Source organism: Acinetobacter nosocomialis (genome assembly GCF_041021905.1).
In the GTDB taxonomy this organism is placed as follows: domain Bacteria; phylum Pseudomonadota; class Gammaproteobacteria; order Pseudomonadales; family Moraxellaceae; genus Acinetobacter; species Acinetobacter nosocomialis.
In genome coordinates this window covers 2,467,674-2,483,885 of sequence record NZ_CP157432.1, presented here as the reverse complement: position 1 = coordinate 2,483,885, position 16,212 = coordinate 2,467,674, and the positions used below count along the sequence as shown (strand labels likewise).

Sequence of the window (16,212 nt, the reverse complement as noted above, 5' to 3'; positions counted from 1 at the left end):
CTTTATCCTAAAATTATTCAGAAATAATTTTAGCAGATTCGATAACAACGTTTTCTAAAGGAACGTCAGCGTGATAACCACGGTTACCTGTACGTACACTTTTGATCGCGTCTACAACGTCCATACCTTCAACAACTTTACCGAATACAGCATAACCCCAACCTTGTGCAGTTTTTGAAGTATGGTTCAAGAAAGAGTTGTTTTTTACATTGATGAAGAATTGTGCAGAAGCAGAGTGTGGCGCTTGAGTACGTGCCATAGCAATTGTACCAACATCGTTACTTAAACCATTGTCAGCTTCGTTTTCAATTGCATCACGAGTTGCTTTTTCTTTGAAGTTTTCATCCATCCCGCCGCCTTGGATCATGAAACCATCAATGACACGGTGGAAAATAACGCCGTCATAAAAACCGTCACGTACGTATTCTAAAAAGTTTGCTACTGTTTTTGGTGCTTTTTCAGTATTTAGTTCAAGAACAATACGACCTTTATTGGTGTTTAATTCGACTTGAGGAAAACTCATTACATTAATCTCCTAAACATGGGCTTATGACCATGGGTTTTTGGTTGAGAGAAGCATAAGCAAACTGTAAACTACAAGGCAAGTAAAAAACGTTAAAATCTTTGTGAAAAATGAAGATAGCGTTTATTTTTTCGAAATTTTATCTACAAAGAAGTGATTGATACACTATGAAGCCTAATGATGTTGTCTCGAACCTGCCAAACAACCCGACACCGAATACTCATGCCTCTGTCGATTCTGCGCAGCAAGAACAACAGGCTGGATTAGATTTTGTTCGCCAAGTCATTACTGATGATTTAGCTGCCGGACGTACCAAACAAATCGTAACTCGTTTTCCGCCAGAACCAAATGGTTATTTACATATTGGTCACGTAAAAGCAATTTGTCTAAACTTTGGTGTTGCAGAAGAGTTTGATGGACTCTGTAATTTACGTTTTGACGATACGAATCCAGATGCAGAAGAACAAGAATATGTTGATGGTATCGCCAATGATGTGAAATGGCTTGGTTTTAACTGGAATGGTGAACCTCGCTATGCTTCTGGTTATTTTGATCAGCTTTATGCATGGGCAATTCAATTGATTGAGCAAGGTGATGCATATGTTGATTTGCAGTCTCCAGAAGAAATTAAATTAAACCGTGGTAGTTTTGTTGAACCAGGAAAAAACTCGCCATATCGTGATGCATCTGTTGAAGAAAACCTTGCTCGCTTTGAACAAATGCGCAGTGGTGAACTAAAAGAAGGTGAAGCTGTTTTACGCGCTAAAATTGATATGGCAAGCCCGAACGTGCATATGCGTGATCCAATTTTGTATCGTGTCTTGCATTCAGAGCATCATCAAACTGGCGACAAATGGAAAATCTACCCAATGTATGATTATGCTCATCCATTGTCTGATGCAATTGAAGGAATCACGCATTCACTTTGTACATTGGAGTTCCAAGATCACCGTCCATTCTATGACTGGATTGTTGAAAAGGTTAAGTCTAAAGCTGTTCCGCACCAATACGAATCATCTCGTTTGAATGTAGATTACACCATTACTTCTAAACGTAAATTACGTAAGTTGGTTGAAGGTGGTTATGTAAATGGTTGGGATGACCCACGTATGCCAACAGTTGTTGGTATGCGTCGTCGTGGTTTTACACCAGAAGGCTTACGTGATTTCTGTAAACGTGTAGGTGTGTCTAAAACTGACGGTATTGTTGATGTTGCAATGCTTGAGTTCTGTATTCGTCAATCTTTGGAGAATACAGCAGCGCGTGGTATGGCTGTGTTAGATCCTTTAAAAGTGACACTTACAAACTTACCAGAAGATTTAGACCTTACACATGCGCGTCATCCAAATGTCGATATGGGTGAGCGTGTCATTCCATTAACTAAAGAAATCTATATTGACCGTAAAGATTTTGAAGAAGTACCGCCAAAAGGCTTTAAGCGTTTAATTCCGGATGGTGAAGTTCGTTTACGCCATGCATATGTAATTAAGTGTAATGAAGTCATTAAAGATGCAAATGGTGAAGTTGTTGAGCTGAAGTGTTCAATCGATCCAGACACTTTAGGCAAGAATCCTGAAGGGCGTAAAGTAAAAGGCGTGATTCACTGGGTATCTGCAAGCAAGGGTATTCCTGCTGAAGTACGTATTTATGATCGTTTATTTACAGAGGCTGACCCTGAAACTGGTGATGATTTCTTAGCGAATTTAAATCCAGATTCTTTGAAAGTCGTTCAGGCTGTGATTGAACCTGCTTTAGCTCAAGCGAAACCAGAAGACCGTTTCCAATTTGAACGTGAAGGTTATTTCGTTGCGGACCAACATGATCATACTACTGAAAAACCTGTCTTCAACCGCGTTCTTGATTTGAAAGACAGCTTCAAACCTGAGAAAAAGTAAGAGATTGCTTATCTCTTACTTTTTCGCAAGACGAACAACATGTTGTGAGTAGATAGTTGAGATTGCTTATCTCTTACTTTTTCGCAAGACGAACAACATGTTGTGAGTAGATAGTTGAGATTGCTTATCTCTTACTTTTTCGCAAGACGAACAACATATTGTGAGTCAACAACAGATATTAAAAAAGCCCAACTGTAAGGTTGGGCTTTTTTCGGAGGTCTTCTCATCATAATATTCTTTTTCTTTATGATTTCGCTTCCTTGGCAAAAGAGCTTAGGTAGGATTAATCACATAAAAGTAAAGAACTAATAGTATGAGAAGCATTGTTGAAAGCATTAAGTAAGTATTGACCGTATTAAAGCTTTTAAGAAACTTCCAGATATCCATAGTAAATCAGCGTATATTTTATGTTACAAATTAATAATACACTGAAACTTTTCTGAAATGTTTCTAAAAATAAAATATAAAGTTTCTTTGTTTAAAAAATAGTCATAAAATACCAAGTGGTAAAAAATAATATTCATTAAACATTAGAAATTACTTCACTTATGCACTATAACCAATTCTTTTCAAGAATTTTTGAATTAATTCAAATGCAGCGTGTTCAAGTGCAGGGGCATATTCGATATTTTGCTCACGCAATTTAGGAATGGAAATTCCAGCATTACGAAGTTCACATGTGTGACCAATAAGCCATTTTTCAAAGTTTTCTTGAGTCGTCTCAATGTGGAACTGTAAAGCAAGAATATTATTACCCACTTCAAAGGCTTGGTTAGTATAAATATCTGAACTCGCCAAAAGGGCTGCATTTTCAGGAAGGTCGAAAGTATCACCATGCCAATGTAAAACATGGATATTATTAAGCAAAGGCGATAATACCTGATTAGGGCGTAAACTTAAGCTTAAAGCTCCCCAGCCAATTTCTTTTTGATGGCCTGCATATACTTTGGCACCAAGTGCATGAGCTATAAGCTGTGCACCTAAGCAAATGCCAAGTGTTGGTTTATCTGCTGCCAAACGTTGTTTGAGTAAAGCGATTTCATCTTTTAAAAATGGATAATCTTCAGTTTCATAAACTCCAATTGGACCACCTAAAATAATAGTTAAACCGTCATGGGCGAAAGCAGGAGTTAAATCATCTACACCAGCTTCAAAATAACGGACGCGAAAACCAAGTTGATAAAAGACATCTTCTAATGAACCTAAGTCTTCGAAAGCAAGATGCTGAATGGCATAAATAGTTTTAGGAAAGGCGTTTGTAGTACTCATACAAATGATTCATAGAAGATCAATAGGTGGAGTATAGCGATAAATATAAAGAAGAAAATATCCATATAAATCGTCAATACCTGAAAATTGCTATTTTTCGTTAAGATAATCTTGTTACGCAGAAATATTTTGTAGGTAAGAAATATCTATGCGTAACCTACTATTTAAAATAAAAGCTTTGAGTTTTCATTATGGTCGATATTTGAAAGTTGATGTTCATCTTTTAAATTTACTCCTGAAAAGCCAAGCTGCTTCGATTTTTTCATGAGTGCCATTAAACGTTGTACCGCAACTGGAATACTTAAGCCTGCTGAACGGACGTTGGAAATACAGTTGCGTTTGGAGTCAAGGCAACCTGAATATGCATTCCATGTGTAGTAAACTCCCATACTGTCAGGAGAACTTAAACCTGGGCGCTCTCCAATAAGCATAACCAGCATGGAGGCTTTAAAAATTTCTGCAACTTCATCGCCTAAAGCAACTCGGCTTCCTGTTGCAAATATAATTGGCGCAAGGCTCCAGTTTTCTTGTTGAATATGTTCGCTTAGCACTGCAATAAATGCGATAGCATTTGCTTCAATCGCTCTTGCAGAGAGGCCGTCACCTACCACAATACAAACATCATACTGCTGTGGTTTTTTTGCATACTCTTTAATTAAGGCTTCTTTTGATAGATTTGAAAGTTGGCGTCCCAAATCTGGGCGTTTGAGATAAATTTCTTTATTAGCGGCATTACTTTGAACATGAAGAGTTTGAAGTTGCTTTTGCTGTAACTGTTCAGACAAGTAGGGAACATCCATATGTTGATAAACAGCATCTTTTGCTTGCGCATGAGACAACTGGAACTCAAGTAAGGCCCGTGTTGGGATACTGCAACCAGCACGACCTAAAGCAATACGGGCATCAGTAAACTCTTTAAGTTTTTCCCACTGATCCTGATGGGTAGAGGACGGATATTGAATATCACGGTTCAGTTTCATGGTGTTCCCCCTAGTTCATGAGCAGACGAGAGAATTGGTCAGGCATGTGGTCTGCCCAACAAATTTGAGAGTTTTGCTGTTTAAAAATCCCTTGTTGTTCAAGCCAAGCGGAGAACTCAGGAGCGGGTTTTAAACCGAGGAGTTGTCTTAAATAGAGAGCATCATGGAATGAAGTGGTTTGATAGTTGAGCATGACATCGTCCGAACCTGGAATTCCCATAATGAAGTTAATGCCTGCGGCGCCAAATAGAGTAAGAAGTACATCCATATCATTTTGGTCGGCATCGGCATGGTTGGTGTAACAAATGTCGCAGCCCATCGGTACTCCAAGCAACTTACCGCAGAAGTGATCTTCTAAACCTGCACGTATAATTTGTTTACCGTTAAATAGGTACTCGGGGCCAATAAAGCCGACGACTGTATTTACCAAAAGCGGGTTATATTTACGAGCCACTGCGTAGGCCCGAGTTTCTAATGTTTGCTGGTCAACGCCGTGATGTGCATTGCTTGATAGGGCACTCCCTTGACCCGTTTCAAAATACATAACATTTTGTCCAATGGTTCCGCGCTTGAGTGCGAGTGTGGCTTCATATCCTTCTTGTAGTAAATCGAGTGAAATTCCAAATCCTTCGTTTGCCAGTTGGGTGCCGGCAATTGATTGGAACATTAAATCAATCGGTACATTTTTTTCAGCCAGTTGAATGCCTGAGCTGATATGCGTAAGTACACAAGATTGCGTTGGAATTTGATATTCCTGAATGACATGATCAAGCAATTTCAGTAGCTCTGACAAATTATGCAGGTTATCCGTGGCAGGGTTAATGCCAATTACGGCATCACCATTGCCATACATCAACCCATCTAAAATACTGGCTGAAATACCGAGCACATCATCGGTAGGGTGGTTGGGTTGTAAACGGGTAGAAAGATGTCCTTTTAAACCAATTGTGTTGCGAAATTGGGTGACCACTTCACATTTGCTGGCGACATAAATCAAATCTTGATTGCGCATAATTTTGCTGACAGCAGCCACCATTTCTGGAGTTAAACCTGATGCTAAAGCTTTTAAGCTTTCTGCAGTGGCATCTTCTCCAAGTAACCAATTTCGAAAATCGCCTACTGTAAAGTGTGAAATAGGGGTAAAGGCTGCCAGATCATGTTCATCAATAATCAGTCGTGTAATTTCATCAGTTTCATAATCGATTACAACTTCATTTAAAAAGGTTTTTAATGGCACATCAGCCAAAGTCATTTGTGCCGCAACATGTTCGGTTGCATCTCTGGCAGCTACACCGGCTAACTCATCGCCTGAACGTAACGGTGTAGCTTTGGCCATTAACGTTTTTAGGTCAGCAAAGTGATACTGTTGATTGGCGACAATATTGCGATAACTCATAGTTACATCCTTTTATTTATAGTTCTTGTTCTGCGGCTTTAATATTTGCAAACTCTTCTTCTGGTGTTCCTTTCACTAAATGATAGCGGCTGTAGAACAAGAAGTAAGCAATAAATACGACATAGATACCGGCAGCAATAAACCACACTTTCGGATTAACAACAAAACCTGCGACCACAGCAGCGACTGCTAAAACTAGTGCAATGCTTGAAGTGATGATTCCTCCTGGAGTTTTATAAGGACGAGGCATATCGGGTTTAGATAAGCGCAGTTTGATGTGGGATAAAAGAATCAGCACATAAGAAATAGTTGCACCAAAGACCGCGATTAAAATGAGTGAATCGCCTTCTTTTGTGAGTGAAAGTAAGAACCCGATAATGCCCGGAATAATAATTGCAAGATAAGGAGCTTTATTTTTATTGGTTAAAGAGAGTGAAGTAGGTAAGTAGCCAGCTCGTGACAATGCAAAGATTTGACGCGAATAGGCATAGATAATTGAGAAGAAACTTGCGATTAAACCAGCTAAACCCACAAAGTTTACGAATGTCGCAAGCCAAGTGTTGGTGCCATAAACTTTAACCAAAGCATCTACCAGAGGGGCGCCTGAGTTTTGTAAGGTACTTGCACCCGCCGCACCTGCACCCAAGAACAAAATGAGCATAGCGAATGCAGTTAAGATGAGCATTGCACCGATTAAACCGCGTGGCAGAGACTTGGCTGGATCTTTTGCTTCTTCTGCTGCTAACGGCACACCTTCTACTGCAAGAAAAAACCAGATAGCAAAAGGAACTGCGGCCCAGATGCCTAAATAGCCATGAGGTAGAAAACGACTTGCACCAGTTGCTGTGCTAACGGGAATATCTAAAAGGTTTTGTGCATTAAAGTGTGGAATCATTGCTGTAATAAATACAACAAGAGCAACAGCAGCGACTAGCGTAATGGCAAACATGATTTTTAAGGCTTCGCCGGCACCTTTGAGATGTATCCCCATAAAAATGGCATAACAGGCGAGGTAAATCATCCAGCCATTAATACCAAATAGAGATTCGCAATAACCCCCAATAAATACGGCAATAGCGGCAGGCGCAATTGCGTATTCAATTAAAATCGCCGTACCTGTTAAGTAGCCTCCGAAAGGACCAAAGGCAGCACGTGCAAAACTATAACCGCCACCTGCTGTCGGCATCATGGTGGACATTTCCGACATAGAAAGACATAGACATAAGTACATAAGCGCAGCAAGAGCAGTGGCAATAAACATACCACCCCAACCACCTTGGGCAATACCAAAGTTCCAGCCGGCAAAATCACCTGATATCACATACGCTACGCCTAAACCAATCAGGAGTAACCAACCCACCGTACCTTGTTTAAGTTGACGCTGAGCAAAATATTCTGCTGATGAGACTTCTGCACTTGAAGAAATAACGGAAGCTGTTTCTGGTTGATTCATACAATACTCCTGCGAGTTGGTTTGTATGAATGAATGCAAAAGCAATGCCTAAATGATGTGCTTTAAATATTAGATGACGCTTTTTTATTCCGGATAGTAAAAATTTGAGAGCTGACTGTACTAAATAAAAAAGCCAGCAATCTAAATTACCGGCTTTTTATACAATTAATGAGCTTACTTCCTTCTAGCGTTGATAGCCTGGTATCAACTTGGTGCGAAACTTAGAAGAAGCCCATTGGTTTGGTTGAATAACTCACCAGCAAGTTTTTGGTTTGTTGGTAGTGATCTAGCATCATCTTATGGTTTTCACGGCCAATACCAGACTTTTTGTAACCACCAAATGCAGCATGCGCAGGGTAGATGTTATAGCAGTTTGTCCAGACACGACCCGCCTCAATAGCGCGACCAGCACGGTAAGAAATATGGGCTGAACGTGACCAAACGCCAGCACCTAGACCATACATGGTGTCATTGGCAATTTTGATTGCATCGTCAAAGTCTTTAAATGTTGTCACAGCAAGTACAGGTCCAAAAATTTCTTCTTGGAAGACTTGCATGCTGTTGTGGCCTTTAAAGATAGTCGGATCAACATAGAAACCGTCACCTACTTCTTTACGGCCACTACCACCTAGTAAGAGTTCTGCGCCTTCTTCACGGCCCGTATTAATACAACGTAAGATTTTCTCTTGTTGTTGCAAAGATGCTTGAGCACCAATCATGGTTTCAGTATCGAGAGGATGACCAGTTTTAATACGTTTTACACGTTCAACGGCCAACTCTAAAAATTGATCAGCAATGCTTTCTTGTACTAAAGCACGAGAAGGGCAAGTACATACTTCACCTTGGTTTAAGGCGAACATGGCAAAACCTTCAAGTGTTTTTTCTAAGAAGTCATCTTGTTTATCCATGATGTCTTCAAAGAAAAGGTTCGGTGACTTGCCACCAAGCTCTAACGTAACTGGAATAATATTTTCGGTCGCATATTGCATGACCATTTGCCCAGTTTGTGTTGAACCGGTAAACGCGATTTTGGCAATACGTGGGCTTGTCGCTAATGGGCGGCCAACTTCTGCACCGAAACCATTCACAATATTGAGTACGCCCGGCGGTAAGATATCTTGGATAAGTTCGGCAACTAACAAAATACCTACCGGAGTTTGCTCAGCTGGTTTAATCACCACACAGTTACCAGCCGCCAAAGCAGGAGCGAGCTTCCATGCAGCCATTAAAATCGGGAAGTTCCATGGAATAATTTGACCAACCACACCTAGCGGTTCATGGAAATGGTAGGCAATGGTATCTTCATCAATTTCAGAGATGCCGCCTTCTTGAGCACGAATACATCCTGCGAAATAACGGAAATGGTCGATTGCAAGTGGAAGGTCGGCTGCCAAAGTTTCACGAACTGCTTTACCGTTATCCCAAGTTTCTGCAACCGCAAGCATTTCAAGATTTGCTTCTAAACGATCAGCAATTTTTAAAAGTATATTAGAACGTGTAGTCGGTGAAGATTTATTCCATGAAGCTTTTGCTTTGTGTGCTGCATCTAAAGCAAGTTCAATATCTTCAGCACTAGAGCGTGGAATGCGTGTGAAAGCTTTTCCATCCACTGGCGATACATTATCAAAATATTCACCCTTTAGAGGTGCAACCCATTCACCGCCAATAAAATTTTCATATTGTGATTTAAATTGAACTTTTGAGCCTGGTTGATTTGGATCGATATAGCGCATATAAATATTCCTTTGCTTTTTTAGGACTAAAGACTAACAAGAACCCTGTCAGTAAGTACTTTCGTACTTTGTATAATTAGGATATAAAGAAGAAGGTTGGAGAAAGGTTGGAATAGAAATGTGAATATATAAGGAATTTACAAATGTTCACAAAAAAGGATTTATTGCAGCAACGGATGTTGATTGATCAACTGCGCACGCAAAATAGTCTCTCTCCTCAGAACGCTGCCAAACTCGGCCAAAGTATTGCAAGCTCGTGGGAACGATCAGCTTCTGCTGCGATTCCTAAAGAAAGATTTGCAGCACCTCTACTTGAAAAAAAATCTGCTTCACAAAATGCTTTAGATCTGGCACTAAGCCAGTGTGCTGATGACTTACGTCATATTGCAGAGCAGTCTTCAATGGTGATTGCTGTGGGTGATATCGGCAGTACCATTATCTGGACAGCCTCAAGTGCTCAAATGCAGAGTGCTGCTGAACGTGTACATTTTGTACAAGGTGGTCAATGGCGTGAAGAATTTGTAGGTACGAATGCATTAGCGTTATCTTTAAAAACTCAACAATCAAGTTGTGTTTTTTCCAATGAACATTATATGGAGTCGATTCACGATTGGGTTTGTTATGCAGCACCCATTATCGATCCATACTCAAAGCAAACCTTGGGCGTGGTAGATTTATCAACCACGTGGAAAAACCATAATACCTTGGGCATTTTGGCCGCTGAACGTTGTGCTTCCATTATTCAATCTGCTTTGTTAGAACAACAGCGCCAGCACTTACACATCCGCGCATTTTCGACACCACAAGTCAAATTTAATGGCAAAAGTTTATTATTAACACCGCGGCAAATTGAAATTTTAACCATATTGGCACTATGTCCACATGGTTTAACCTTAGAGCATCTCTATCAGGCTCTTTATGGTGAGCGTAAAGTCAGCATGGGTACACTTAAAGCTGAAATGTCTCAACTGCGAGATATTTTAGGAGGTTTGCTTGGTTCACGCCCATATCGGCTACTTGTGCATGTTGAAGCCGATTTCTTACAAGCTGAACAAGCACTCGATGCAGGATATGCGGCTTCTGCTTTACAGCTTTATACCGGTGTTTTTCTGGCAAAAACCGAAAGTCCGTTTCTGTGTGCATGGCGCGACTGCCTTGAGTCACGCTTGAGCGATGCAATTTTTAAAACCCAAGAAACGGATTTATTACTCAAACATTTAGCTCATTTTCCCGAAGCAATCGATGCGGTAGAACGTCTTATGGAGTTATTACCGAGTGAACATCCTGCGCATAAACTGCTGGTGAAATATATTGACTCACCTAAGCTAAGTTAAGTGATTTTTTGATCCAGCCACTGGAATAGTTGTTGATAGACTTGATTCCGCACTGGCTGGGCCGAAAGGACTAAATCGTGTAAGCCATTGTGAATAGAGACAACCGAAACATCGCCCTTTATTTTTTTACCGAATTTCGCAATGTCTTTAACATCTAAAATAACATCACTTTGGGTTGCATCTGGTCCCCATTTACGTGGGTTTTTAGTTTGGTGCGAATGCATAATCAGTGCAGGGACGTTTAGCTTAACGCCGTGGTGAATTTCTTTTTGTGCTGTATGAATCGCATGTAGAAAGCTAAGTTGAACTGTAGGGGCAGAGGTCGGTTTCCAATCCAGGTTGAAGTCCCATTCACCTTTAAGTTGTTTGTGAAGGCTGGTGGTGTACCATTTGTTAAGTTTGCTTGGAAATTTAACTTTAGGCAGATATTTTCCTACTCGACTGAGCATTGGAATACCAAATTTCTTTTCAACTAAACTTAAATTGAAGTCGTAAAACGGACTATTCGCCCATAGGGCTTTAATAAGTGGATGATCTGGATGATGAGTAGCATAAAGCGTTGCTGTCAAACCGCCAGTCGAATGACCTGCAAGTAATACTTGTGTATGTTTTTCTTGGCCAATGATCTCTAATGCTTGAGTAATTTCGGCATCATATTCATTTAAATCAAGCACATTATAGAAAATTTGATGAGGCAACTTTGAGCGGCCATATTTTCTTAAATCGAGTGCATAGAAGTCATAGCCATGCGCATTGAATTGCTCGGCCATTTCAGTTTGAAAGAAATAATCTAAAAAACCATGAATATAAAGTACGGCTTTTTGAGTTGGCTGAGTGGTCTTTTTACGAACTAAGGTGGCTATAACTTTACCTTCATAATCATCTGGAAAGTTGAGTGTTAGCTGTTCGTAGCCGGCACCTAAAATATCTGGGGCATAATTGTGTTTAGCTGTAGATGTATTCATTTTTATCGAGCTATTGTCATTAAGTCATGTTGAGTATCCTTCAATGAAATGGGCAAATTGTCAATCAGGTTTAGAGAAGGTTGGAGTATAGGTTTTAAAAAAAAGGGAATACCGCTGGAGCTAAGTATTCCCAAAAAGTAAGTCAACGGTCGGAGGGATTTGACTTACTACAGGAACATGCCGTTACATCAGTATTAAAGAGCGGCTTTGAAAATCTCCACAACTTGTGCATGGTTTGCTTTGCGAGGGTTGGTCAGCATACATGCGTCTTTTTGAGCGTTATCGGCCATCACCGCGAGGTCTTCGGTTTTTACGCCAAGTTCTGTTAAGCCAGATGGGATACCAATTGAAGAAGACAGTTTACGGATGGCATCAATTGCAGCATATGCAGCTTCTGTTACGGTGAGACCTTGCGTATTTACACCCATTAATTCTGCGATTTTTGCATAACGATCTGGACAAGCAATTAAGTTAAATTCACAAACATGCGGTAGCAAGATTGCGTTACATACACCGTGAGGTAGGTTGTAGAAACCGCCCAACTGGTGTGCCATTGCATGGACATAACCTAAAGATGCATTGTTAAATGCCATACCAGCCAAGTATTGTGCATAGCTCATAGCATCACGCGCTTCGATGTTTTCGCCATTTGCGACAGCGGGTTGTAACCATTGACTAATCATGGTGATTGCTTTTTCAGCACACGCATCGGTAATTGGGTTTGCCGCCGTAGATACATATGCTTCAACTGCATGTGTTAGTGCATCCATACCTGTTGCAGCCGTTAAACCCGCTGGTTTTGCAATCATGAGTTTCGGATCATCGATCGCAATAAGTGGAGTACAACGCCAGTCCACAATCGCCATTTTTACATGAGTGTCTGTATTGGTAATAATACAAAAGCGAGTCATTTCAGATGCAGTACCAGCCGTTGTATTCACTGCAATCAATGGTGTCATTGGTACTTTACTTTTATCGATGCCTTCGTAGTCACGAATATGACCACCACCTGCAGTCACTAAGCCAATTCCTTTTGCACAGTCATGAGATGAACCACCGCCTAGCGAGACAATAAAGTCACAGCCATTGTCGTTATAGGCATTCACACCGTTGTGAACATTAATATCGGTTGGGTTAGGTTCCGCGCCCGGGAAAATATGGCTCGCTACGCCTGCTTCGGTTAAATAGCTTGCGATAAGATCTGCAACGCCAAATTTAAATAGCCCTTCATCGGTCACAATTAATGCTTTTTTTGCGCCGAGATTTTGTGCTTTTGTACCAATTTCTTTGGCACATCCTGGACCAAAGAGTGATACGCAAGGAATATAAAAACCGTTTGTTTGATCTGCAATATTTTTAAAAGCCATGGAGTGATTCCTTTTTCCATAAATCCATTGTTTGTTATTACAGGTGAGCCTCACCATGGGCTTAGTATTGTGATGTGTAGATTATTTTCCTACCTACCAAAAACCTACCAAATATTACTTAAGTTTTAATTGTTGATTTTTAATGACTTTATATAAAATTTGGCGCATTCATTTAATTTTTTCGGGAAAATCGTTAAGCTATGGGCTGTTGAAGATGTACATATGAGATTATGAAACAGGAAACTGCACTTAAACTGCTCAAAGCAGGTGAAAATGTTTTTTTAACCGGTTCGGCTGGTGCAGGGAAAACCTATACACTCAATCAGTACATTCAATATCTAAAAGCACGTAAAGTGCCTGTAGCGATTACAGCATCGACAGGTATTGCTGCAACGCATATGAACGGTATGACCATTCATACGTGGGCGGGCATCGGCATTAAAGATCAGTTAACTGACGACGATCTAAAACGTATGAAAGAGCGTAAATATCTCAAGGAACACCTTGAAAATGCGCAAGTTCTCGTCATTGATGAAATCTCGATGCTACATGCGAAGCAGCTCAATCTGGTCAATCAGGTTTTAAAATATTTTAAAGAAAGTGATGAAGCATTCGGTGGCATTCAAGTGATTGTGGCTGGAGATTTCTTCCAGTTGCCGCCTGTAGGCCGTAATGGTGAAGCCAACCGTGATAAGTTCTGCTTTATGTCAGATGCATGGGTCGAAGCTAAATTCCGCGTATGTTATTTAACAGAACAGCACCGTCAAGACGATGAAATTCTGAATCAGATATTAAATGCGATTCGTGCGCAAAGTATTCAAACCGAGCATTTGCAAGCTTTGCATCAATCCCGTACTCATGACATTGGCGAAACCTTTACTCGTCTTTATACGCATAACATGGATGTCGACAATATCAATTATCAGCACTTAAATGAAATTGATAATGAAGGGCATCAATTCAACGCTGTTTTAGATGGTAATGAAAAATTACTAGAAACCTTAAAATCTTCAGTTCGTGCACCAGAAGAACTTACTTTGAAAAAGCATGCCAAAGTCATGTTTGTAAAAAACAACTTTGATATGGGTTATATCAACGGAAGTTTAGGTGAGGTGATCGGTTTTGAAGAAGATGACGAAAACGGGTTATTGCCAAAGGTAAAATTAACCGATGGTACAACTTTGCTGGTAGCGCCTGAAACATGGTCAATTGAAAATGAAGCAGGAAAAGTCATTGCAAGTTTTCAGCAAATTCCACTTCGTTTGGCATGGGCGATTACCATTCATAAAAGCCAAGGTATGACTTTGGAAGCTGCTGAAATTAACCTGATGCATACCTTTGAAAAAGGGCAAGGTTATGTTGCGCTCTCACGTTTGAAATCTTTAACAGGATTAAAATTATTAGGATTTAATGAACAAGCTTTAGAGTTAGATAGTCTTGCTGTAAAAGCTGATCGCCGTTTTCAGGAATTATCGGCTGAAGCCGAAGATAATTTCGCTAATGTCGATTTAACTGCCCAGCACAAAGCCTTTATCCGTCATTGTGGCGGCACCTTAAATGAAAAAGAGATTTCTCGTAATGAGAAGAAACTCGCAAACGGTGGTAAGCAAAATTATGCTACGGCAACGCTAGACGAGACACGTGTCTTGTTTGAAGAAGGTTACGAAATTGAAGATATCGCGCATGAACGTGGTCTAACACCAGCAACTATTATTAATCACTTGGCTCGACTGCATAAAGAGCAAAAACTAGATATTTCGGTTGCTCACCCAGGTGAAGAAGTGGTCGAAGAAGTGCGTAAAATTTATAAGAAGTTGAAAAAGCGTCAAAATCCGGATCATTTTTCTGATGATGGTTCGATCAAACTAAGACCAATTGTTGAAGCAACTAGCCCTCGAATGGGATATGATCAAGTTCGATTAGCTTTATTATTTATTGAATAAAGTTTAATGGGCTTAATGACTTATTATATAAATTGAGGTGGCTATGCCGCACGTTGTAGTTGATTATTCAGATAACTTAACTGGACTAAATGCAAAACAATTACTTGAAGAAATTAATACCACACTGATTGAAACAGAGTTGTTTAGTCCAGAAGACATCAAAAGCCGTGCACGTAAAGATGAAGTTTTTCTGATTGGCTTAGGGGTTGATCAAGCCTATATCCATGTAAAAGCCTATATTTTGTCGGGAAGAACTGCTGAACAAAAACAGCTTGTGGGTGAGCAGTTATTAGCGGCGCTCAGCAACAAAAAATATCTACCACAAGAGTTTAATAAAGAAATTCAATTGTGTGTTGAGCTTATCGACATGCCAAGAGACGATTATTTTAAGCAAGTTGTATAATTTTAAAAAACGCAATTTCGATCAAGAATAGCGATGAGCACTATGTAAAAGTAGTGCTATCGAATGAACAGACATGAATGTATGGCTGTATATACACAAAAGCTGCAACTGGTTTGCGATTATATTCAAAGACATCTAGATGAAGACCTAGATGTTGATCGATTGAGCCAGATCGCAGCTTTATCTAAGTTCCATTTTCATCGCATTTTTGCCATTCATATTGGTTTAAATGTGATGAAGTTTATTCAACTTTCTCGTTTAAAGCGGGCCTCTTTTCAATTGGCTTTTGAACCTGATCTCAAGATTATTGAGATTGCATTACAAGCAGGGTTTGATAGTCCAGAGGCATTTACTCGTGCATTTAAGCGTTCATTTGATCAAACTCCTCGAGCTTTTAGAGATAAACCGGACTGGGAATCTTGGCATCAGAAGTTTGTTTTTACAATTCCGAAAAGTGAGTTAAAAATGAATGTAAATATTGTTGAGCGACCTGCTGAAAAGATTGCATATTTATCGCATTTAGGAAGCCCTGATAAAGTCTTTGAAACGGCTGCACGTTTTATTGCTTGGCGCAAAGAAACAGGTTTGTCACCAGTGACCAAGTCTAGAACTTATGGTATTCCTTTTGCTGATCCTGAACAGACTCCATCTGATGAGTTTCGATTTGATATTGCCGGTTCAATTGAAAAGGCTGTACCTGAAAATACTTACGGTGTACAGACAGGTGAAATTCCTGCGGGGCGTTATGCAACCGTAAGACATTTGGGTAGCCATGATCAGATTAAAGATAGCGTCTATTACATCTTTAGAAACTGGTTACCTGAGCAACCAGAAGAGGCAGGGGATTATCCGGTTTTCTTTCATTATCATAACTTTGTGCATGATGTGAATGAATGTGACCTTGTGACAGATATCTACTTACTTTTAAAGTGAGTCTAGTGTCATTCAGGC

13 protein-coding genes are annotated in these 16,212 nt (G+C 40.0%); 5 read left to right on the top strand and 8 right to left on the bottom strand.

Features of this window, described 5'->3' with window-relative positions; translation table 11 throughout:
- Positions 1-13: 13 nt before the first annotated feature.
- Entirely contained in the window at positions 14-523 is a 510-nt protein-coding gene (locus tag ABLC00_RS11595; protein WP_002049022.1) for a peptidylprolyl isomerase, read from the bottom strand.
- Between the two features lie 167 nt (positions 524-690).
- Between ABLC00_RS11595 and ABLC00_RS11590 the strand changes: the two genes are divergently transcribed.
- Positions 691-2,418, top strand: coding sequence for a glutamine--tRNA ligase/YqeY domain fusion protein (locus ABLC00_RS11590; protein WP_004886556.1), 1,728 nt, complete (start codon positions 691-693; stop codon positions 2,416-2,418).
- A 546-nt stretch (positions 2,419-2,964) separates the two neighbouring features.
- Here ABLC00_RS11590 and ABLC00_RS11585 read toward each other — a convergent pair.
- From ABLC00_RS11585 to ABLC00_RS11565, 5 genes are all read right to left on the bottom strand, one after another.
- Entirely contained in the window at positions 2,965-3,687 is a 723-nt protein-coding gene (locus tag ABLC00_RS11585; RefSeq protein ID WP_002048996.1) for a glutamine amidotransferase, read from the bottom strand.
- Between the two features lie 164 nt (positions 3,688-3,851).
- Complete coding sequence (eutC, locus tag ABLC00_RS11580; RefSeq protein WP_002049027.1) at positions 3,852-4,667, bottom strand: ethanolamine ammonia-lyase subunit EutC; 816 nt, start codon at positions 4,665-4,667, stop codon at positions 3,852-3,854.
- Positions 4,668-4,677: 10 nt separating this feature from the next.
- The gene (locus tag ABLC00_RS11575) at positions 4,678-6,063 is read right to left on the bottom strand and encodes an ethanolamine ammonia-lyase subunit EutB (RefSeq protein WP_004886560.1); all 1,386 of its coding nucleotides are present in this window, start codon (positions 6,061-6,063) and stop codon (positions 4,678-4,680) included.
- Between the two features lie 16 nt (positions 6,064-6,079).
- Positions 6,080-7,516 (bottom strand): ethanolamine permease, encoded by a 1,437-nt coding sequence (eat, locus tag ABLC00_RS11570; RefSeq protein WP_004886562.1) that lies wholly within the window; start codon positions 7,514-7,516, stop codon positions 6,080-6,082.
- Between the two features lie 221 nt (positions 7,517-7,737).
- A complete protein-coding gene (locus ABLC00_RS11565) occupies positions 7,738-9,249 on the bottom strand; it encodes an aldehyde dehydrogenase family protein (RefSeq protein ID WP_001269060.1) in 1,512 nt (503 codons plus the stop codon).
- A 143-nt stretch (positions 9,250-9,392) separates the two neighbouring features.
- On the opposite strand from ABLC00_RS11565, the gene ABLC00_RS11560 reads away from it, so the two are divergent.
- On the top strand, positions 9,393-10,583 hold the full coding sequence (locus ABLC00_RS11560; protein ID WP_348941051.1) for a transcriptional regulator: 1,191 nt from the start codon (positions 9,393-9,395) through the stop codon (positions 10,581-10,583).
- On the opposite strand, the gene ABLC00_RS11555 is transcribed toward ABLC00_RS11560, so the two are convergent.
- A complete protein-coding gene (locus tag ABLC00_RS11555) occupies positions 10,580-11,548 on the bottom strand; it encodes an alpha/beta hydrolase (protein ID WP_006581219.1) in 969 nt (322 codons plus the stop codon). The genes ABLC00_RS11560 and ABLC00_RS11555 overlap by 4 nt on opposite strands.
- Positions 11,549-11,742: 194 nt before the next feature.
- Positions 11,743-12,915, bottom strand: a complete 1,173-nt coding sequence (locus ABLC00_RS11550) for an iron-containing alcohol dehydrogenase (RefSeq protein ID WP_004886568.1) — start codon at positions 12,913-12,915, stop codon at positions 11,743-11,745.
- Positions 12,916-13,145: 230 nt separating this feature from the next.
- Between ABLC00_RS11550 and ABLC00_RS11545 the strand changes: the two genes are divergently transcribed.
- The 3 genes from ABLC00_RS11545 to ABLC00_RS11535 all read left to right on the top strand — a co-directional run bounded on the left by ABLC00_RS11545 (position 13,146) and on the right by ABLC00_RS11535 (position 16,194).
- The gene (locus ABLC00_RS11545) at positions 13,146-14,858 is read left to right on the top strand and encodes an AAA family ATPase (protein ID WP_004886570.1); all 1,713 of its coding nucleotides are present in this window, start codon (positions 13,146-13,148) and stop codon (positions 14,856-14,858) included.
- Positions 14,859-14,901: 43 nt separating this feature from the next.
- Positions 14,902-15,261, top strand: a complete 360-nt coding sequence (locus ABLC00_RS11540; RefSeq protein ID WP_004886572.1) for a 5-carboxymethyl-2-hydroxymuconate Delta-isomerase — start codon at positions 14,902-14,904, stop codon at positions 15,259-15,261.
- Positions 15,262-15,342: 81 nt separating this feature from the next.
- Complete coding sequence (locus ABLC00_RS11535; RefSeq protein WP_006581221.1) at positions 15,343-16,194, top strand: GyrI-like domain-containing protein; 852 nt, start codon at positions 15,343-15,345, stop codon at positions 16,192-16,194.
- The last annotated feature ends 18 nt before the right edge of the window (positions 16,195-16,212 follow it).

Excerpts from the sequence above, each read along its gene's own strand:
- ABLC00_RS11560 (WP_348941051.1), top strand. The coding sequence starts at position 9,393 with ATGTTCACAAAAAAGGATTTATTGCAGCAACGGATGTTGATTGATCAA.
- ABLC00_RS11540 (WP_004886572.1), top strand. The coding sequence starts at position 14,902 with ATGCCGCACGTTGTAGTTGATTATTCAGATAACTTAACTGGACTAAAT.
- eutC (WP_002049027.1), bottom strand. The coding sequence starts at position 4,667 with ATGAAACTGAACCGTGATATTCAATATCCGTCCTCTACCCATCAGGAT.
- eat (WP_004886562.1), bottom strand. The coding sequence starts at position 7,516 with ATGAATCAACCAGAAACAGCTTCCGTTATTTCTTCAAGTGCAGAAGTC.
- ABLC00_RS11585 (WP_002048996.1), bottom strand. The coding sequence starts at position 3,687 with ATGAGTACTACAAACGCCTTTCCTAAAACTATTTATGCCATTCAGCAT.
- ABLC00_RS11550 (WP_004886568.1), bottom strand. The coding sequence starts at position 12,915 with ATGGCTTTTAAAAATATTGCAGATCAAACAAACGGTTTTTATATTCCT.
- ABLC00_RS11595 (WP_002049022.1), bottom strand. The coding sequence starts at position 523 with ATGAGTTTTCCTCAAGTCGAATTAAACACCAATAAAGGTCGTATTGTT.
- ABLC00_RS11555 (WP_006581219.1), bottom strand. The coding sequence starts at position 11,548 with ATGAATACATCTACAGCTAAACACAATTATGCCCCAGATATTTTAGGT.
- ABLC00_RS11565 (WP_001269060.1), bottom strand. The coding sequence starts at position 9,249 with ATGCGCTATATCGATCCAAATCAACCAGGCTCAAAAGTTCAATTTAAA.
- ABLC00_RS11575 (WP_004886560.1), bottom strand. The coding sequence starts at position 6,063 with ATGAGTTATCGCAATATTGTCGCCAATCAACAGTATCACTTTGCTGAC.
- ABLC00_RS11590 (WP_004886556.1), top strand. The coding sequence starts at position 691 with ATGAAGCCTAATGATGTTGTCTCGAACCTGCCAAACAACCCGACACCG.
- ABLC00_RS11535 (WP_006581221.1), top strand. The coding sequence starts at position 15,343 with ATGGCTGTATATACACAAAAGCTGCAACTGGTTTGCGATTATATTCAA.
- ABLC00_RS11545 (WP_004886570.1), top strand. The coding sequence starts at position 13,146 with ATGAAACAGGAAACTGCACTTAAACTGCTCAAAGCAGGTGAAAATGTT.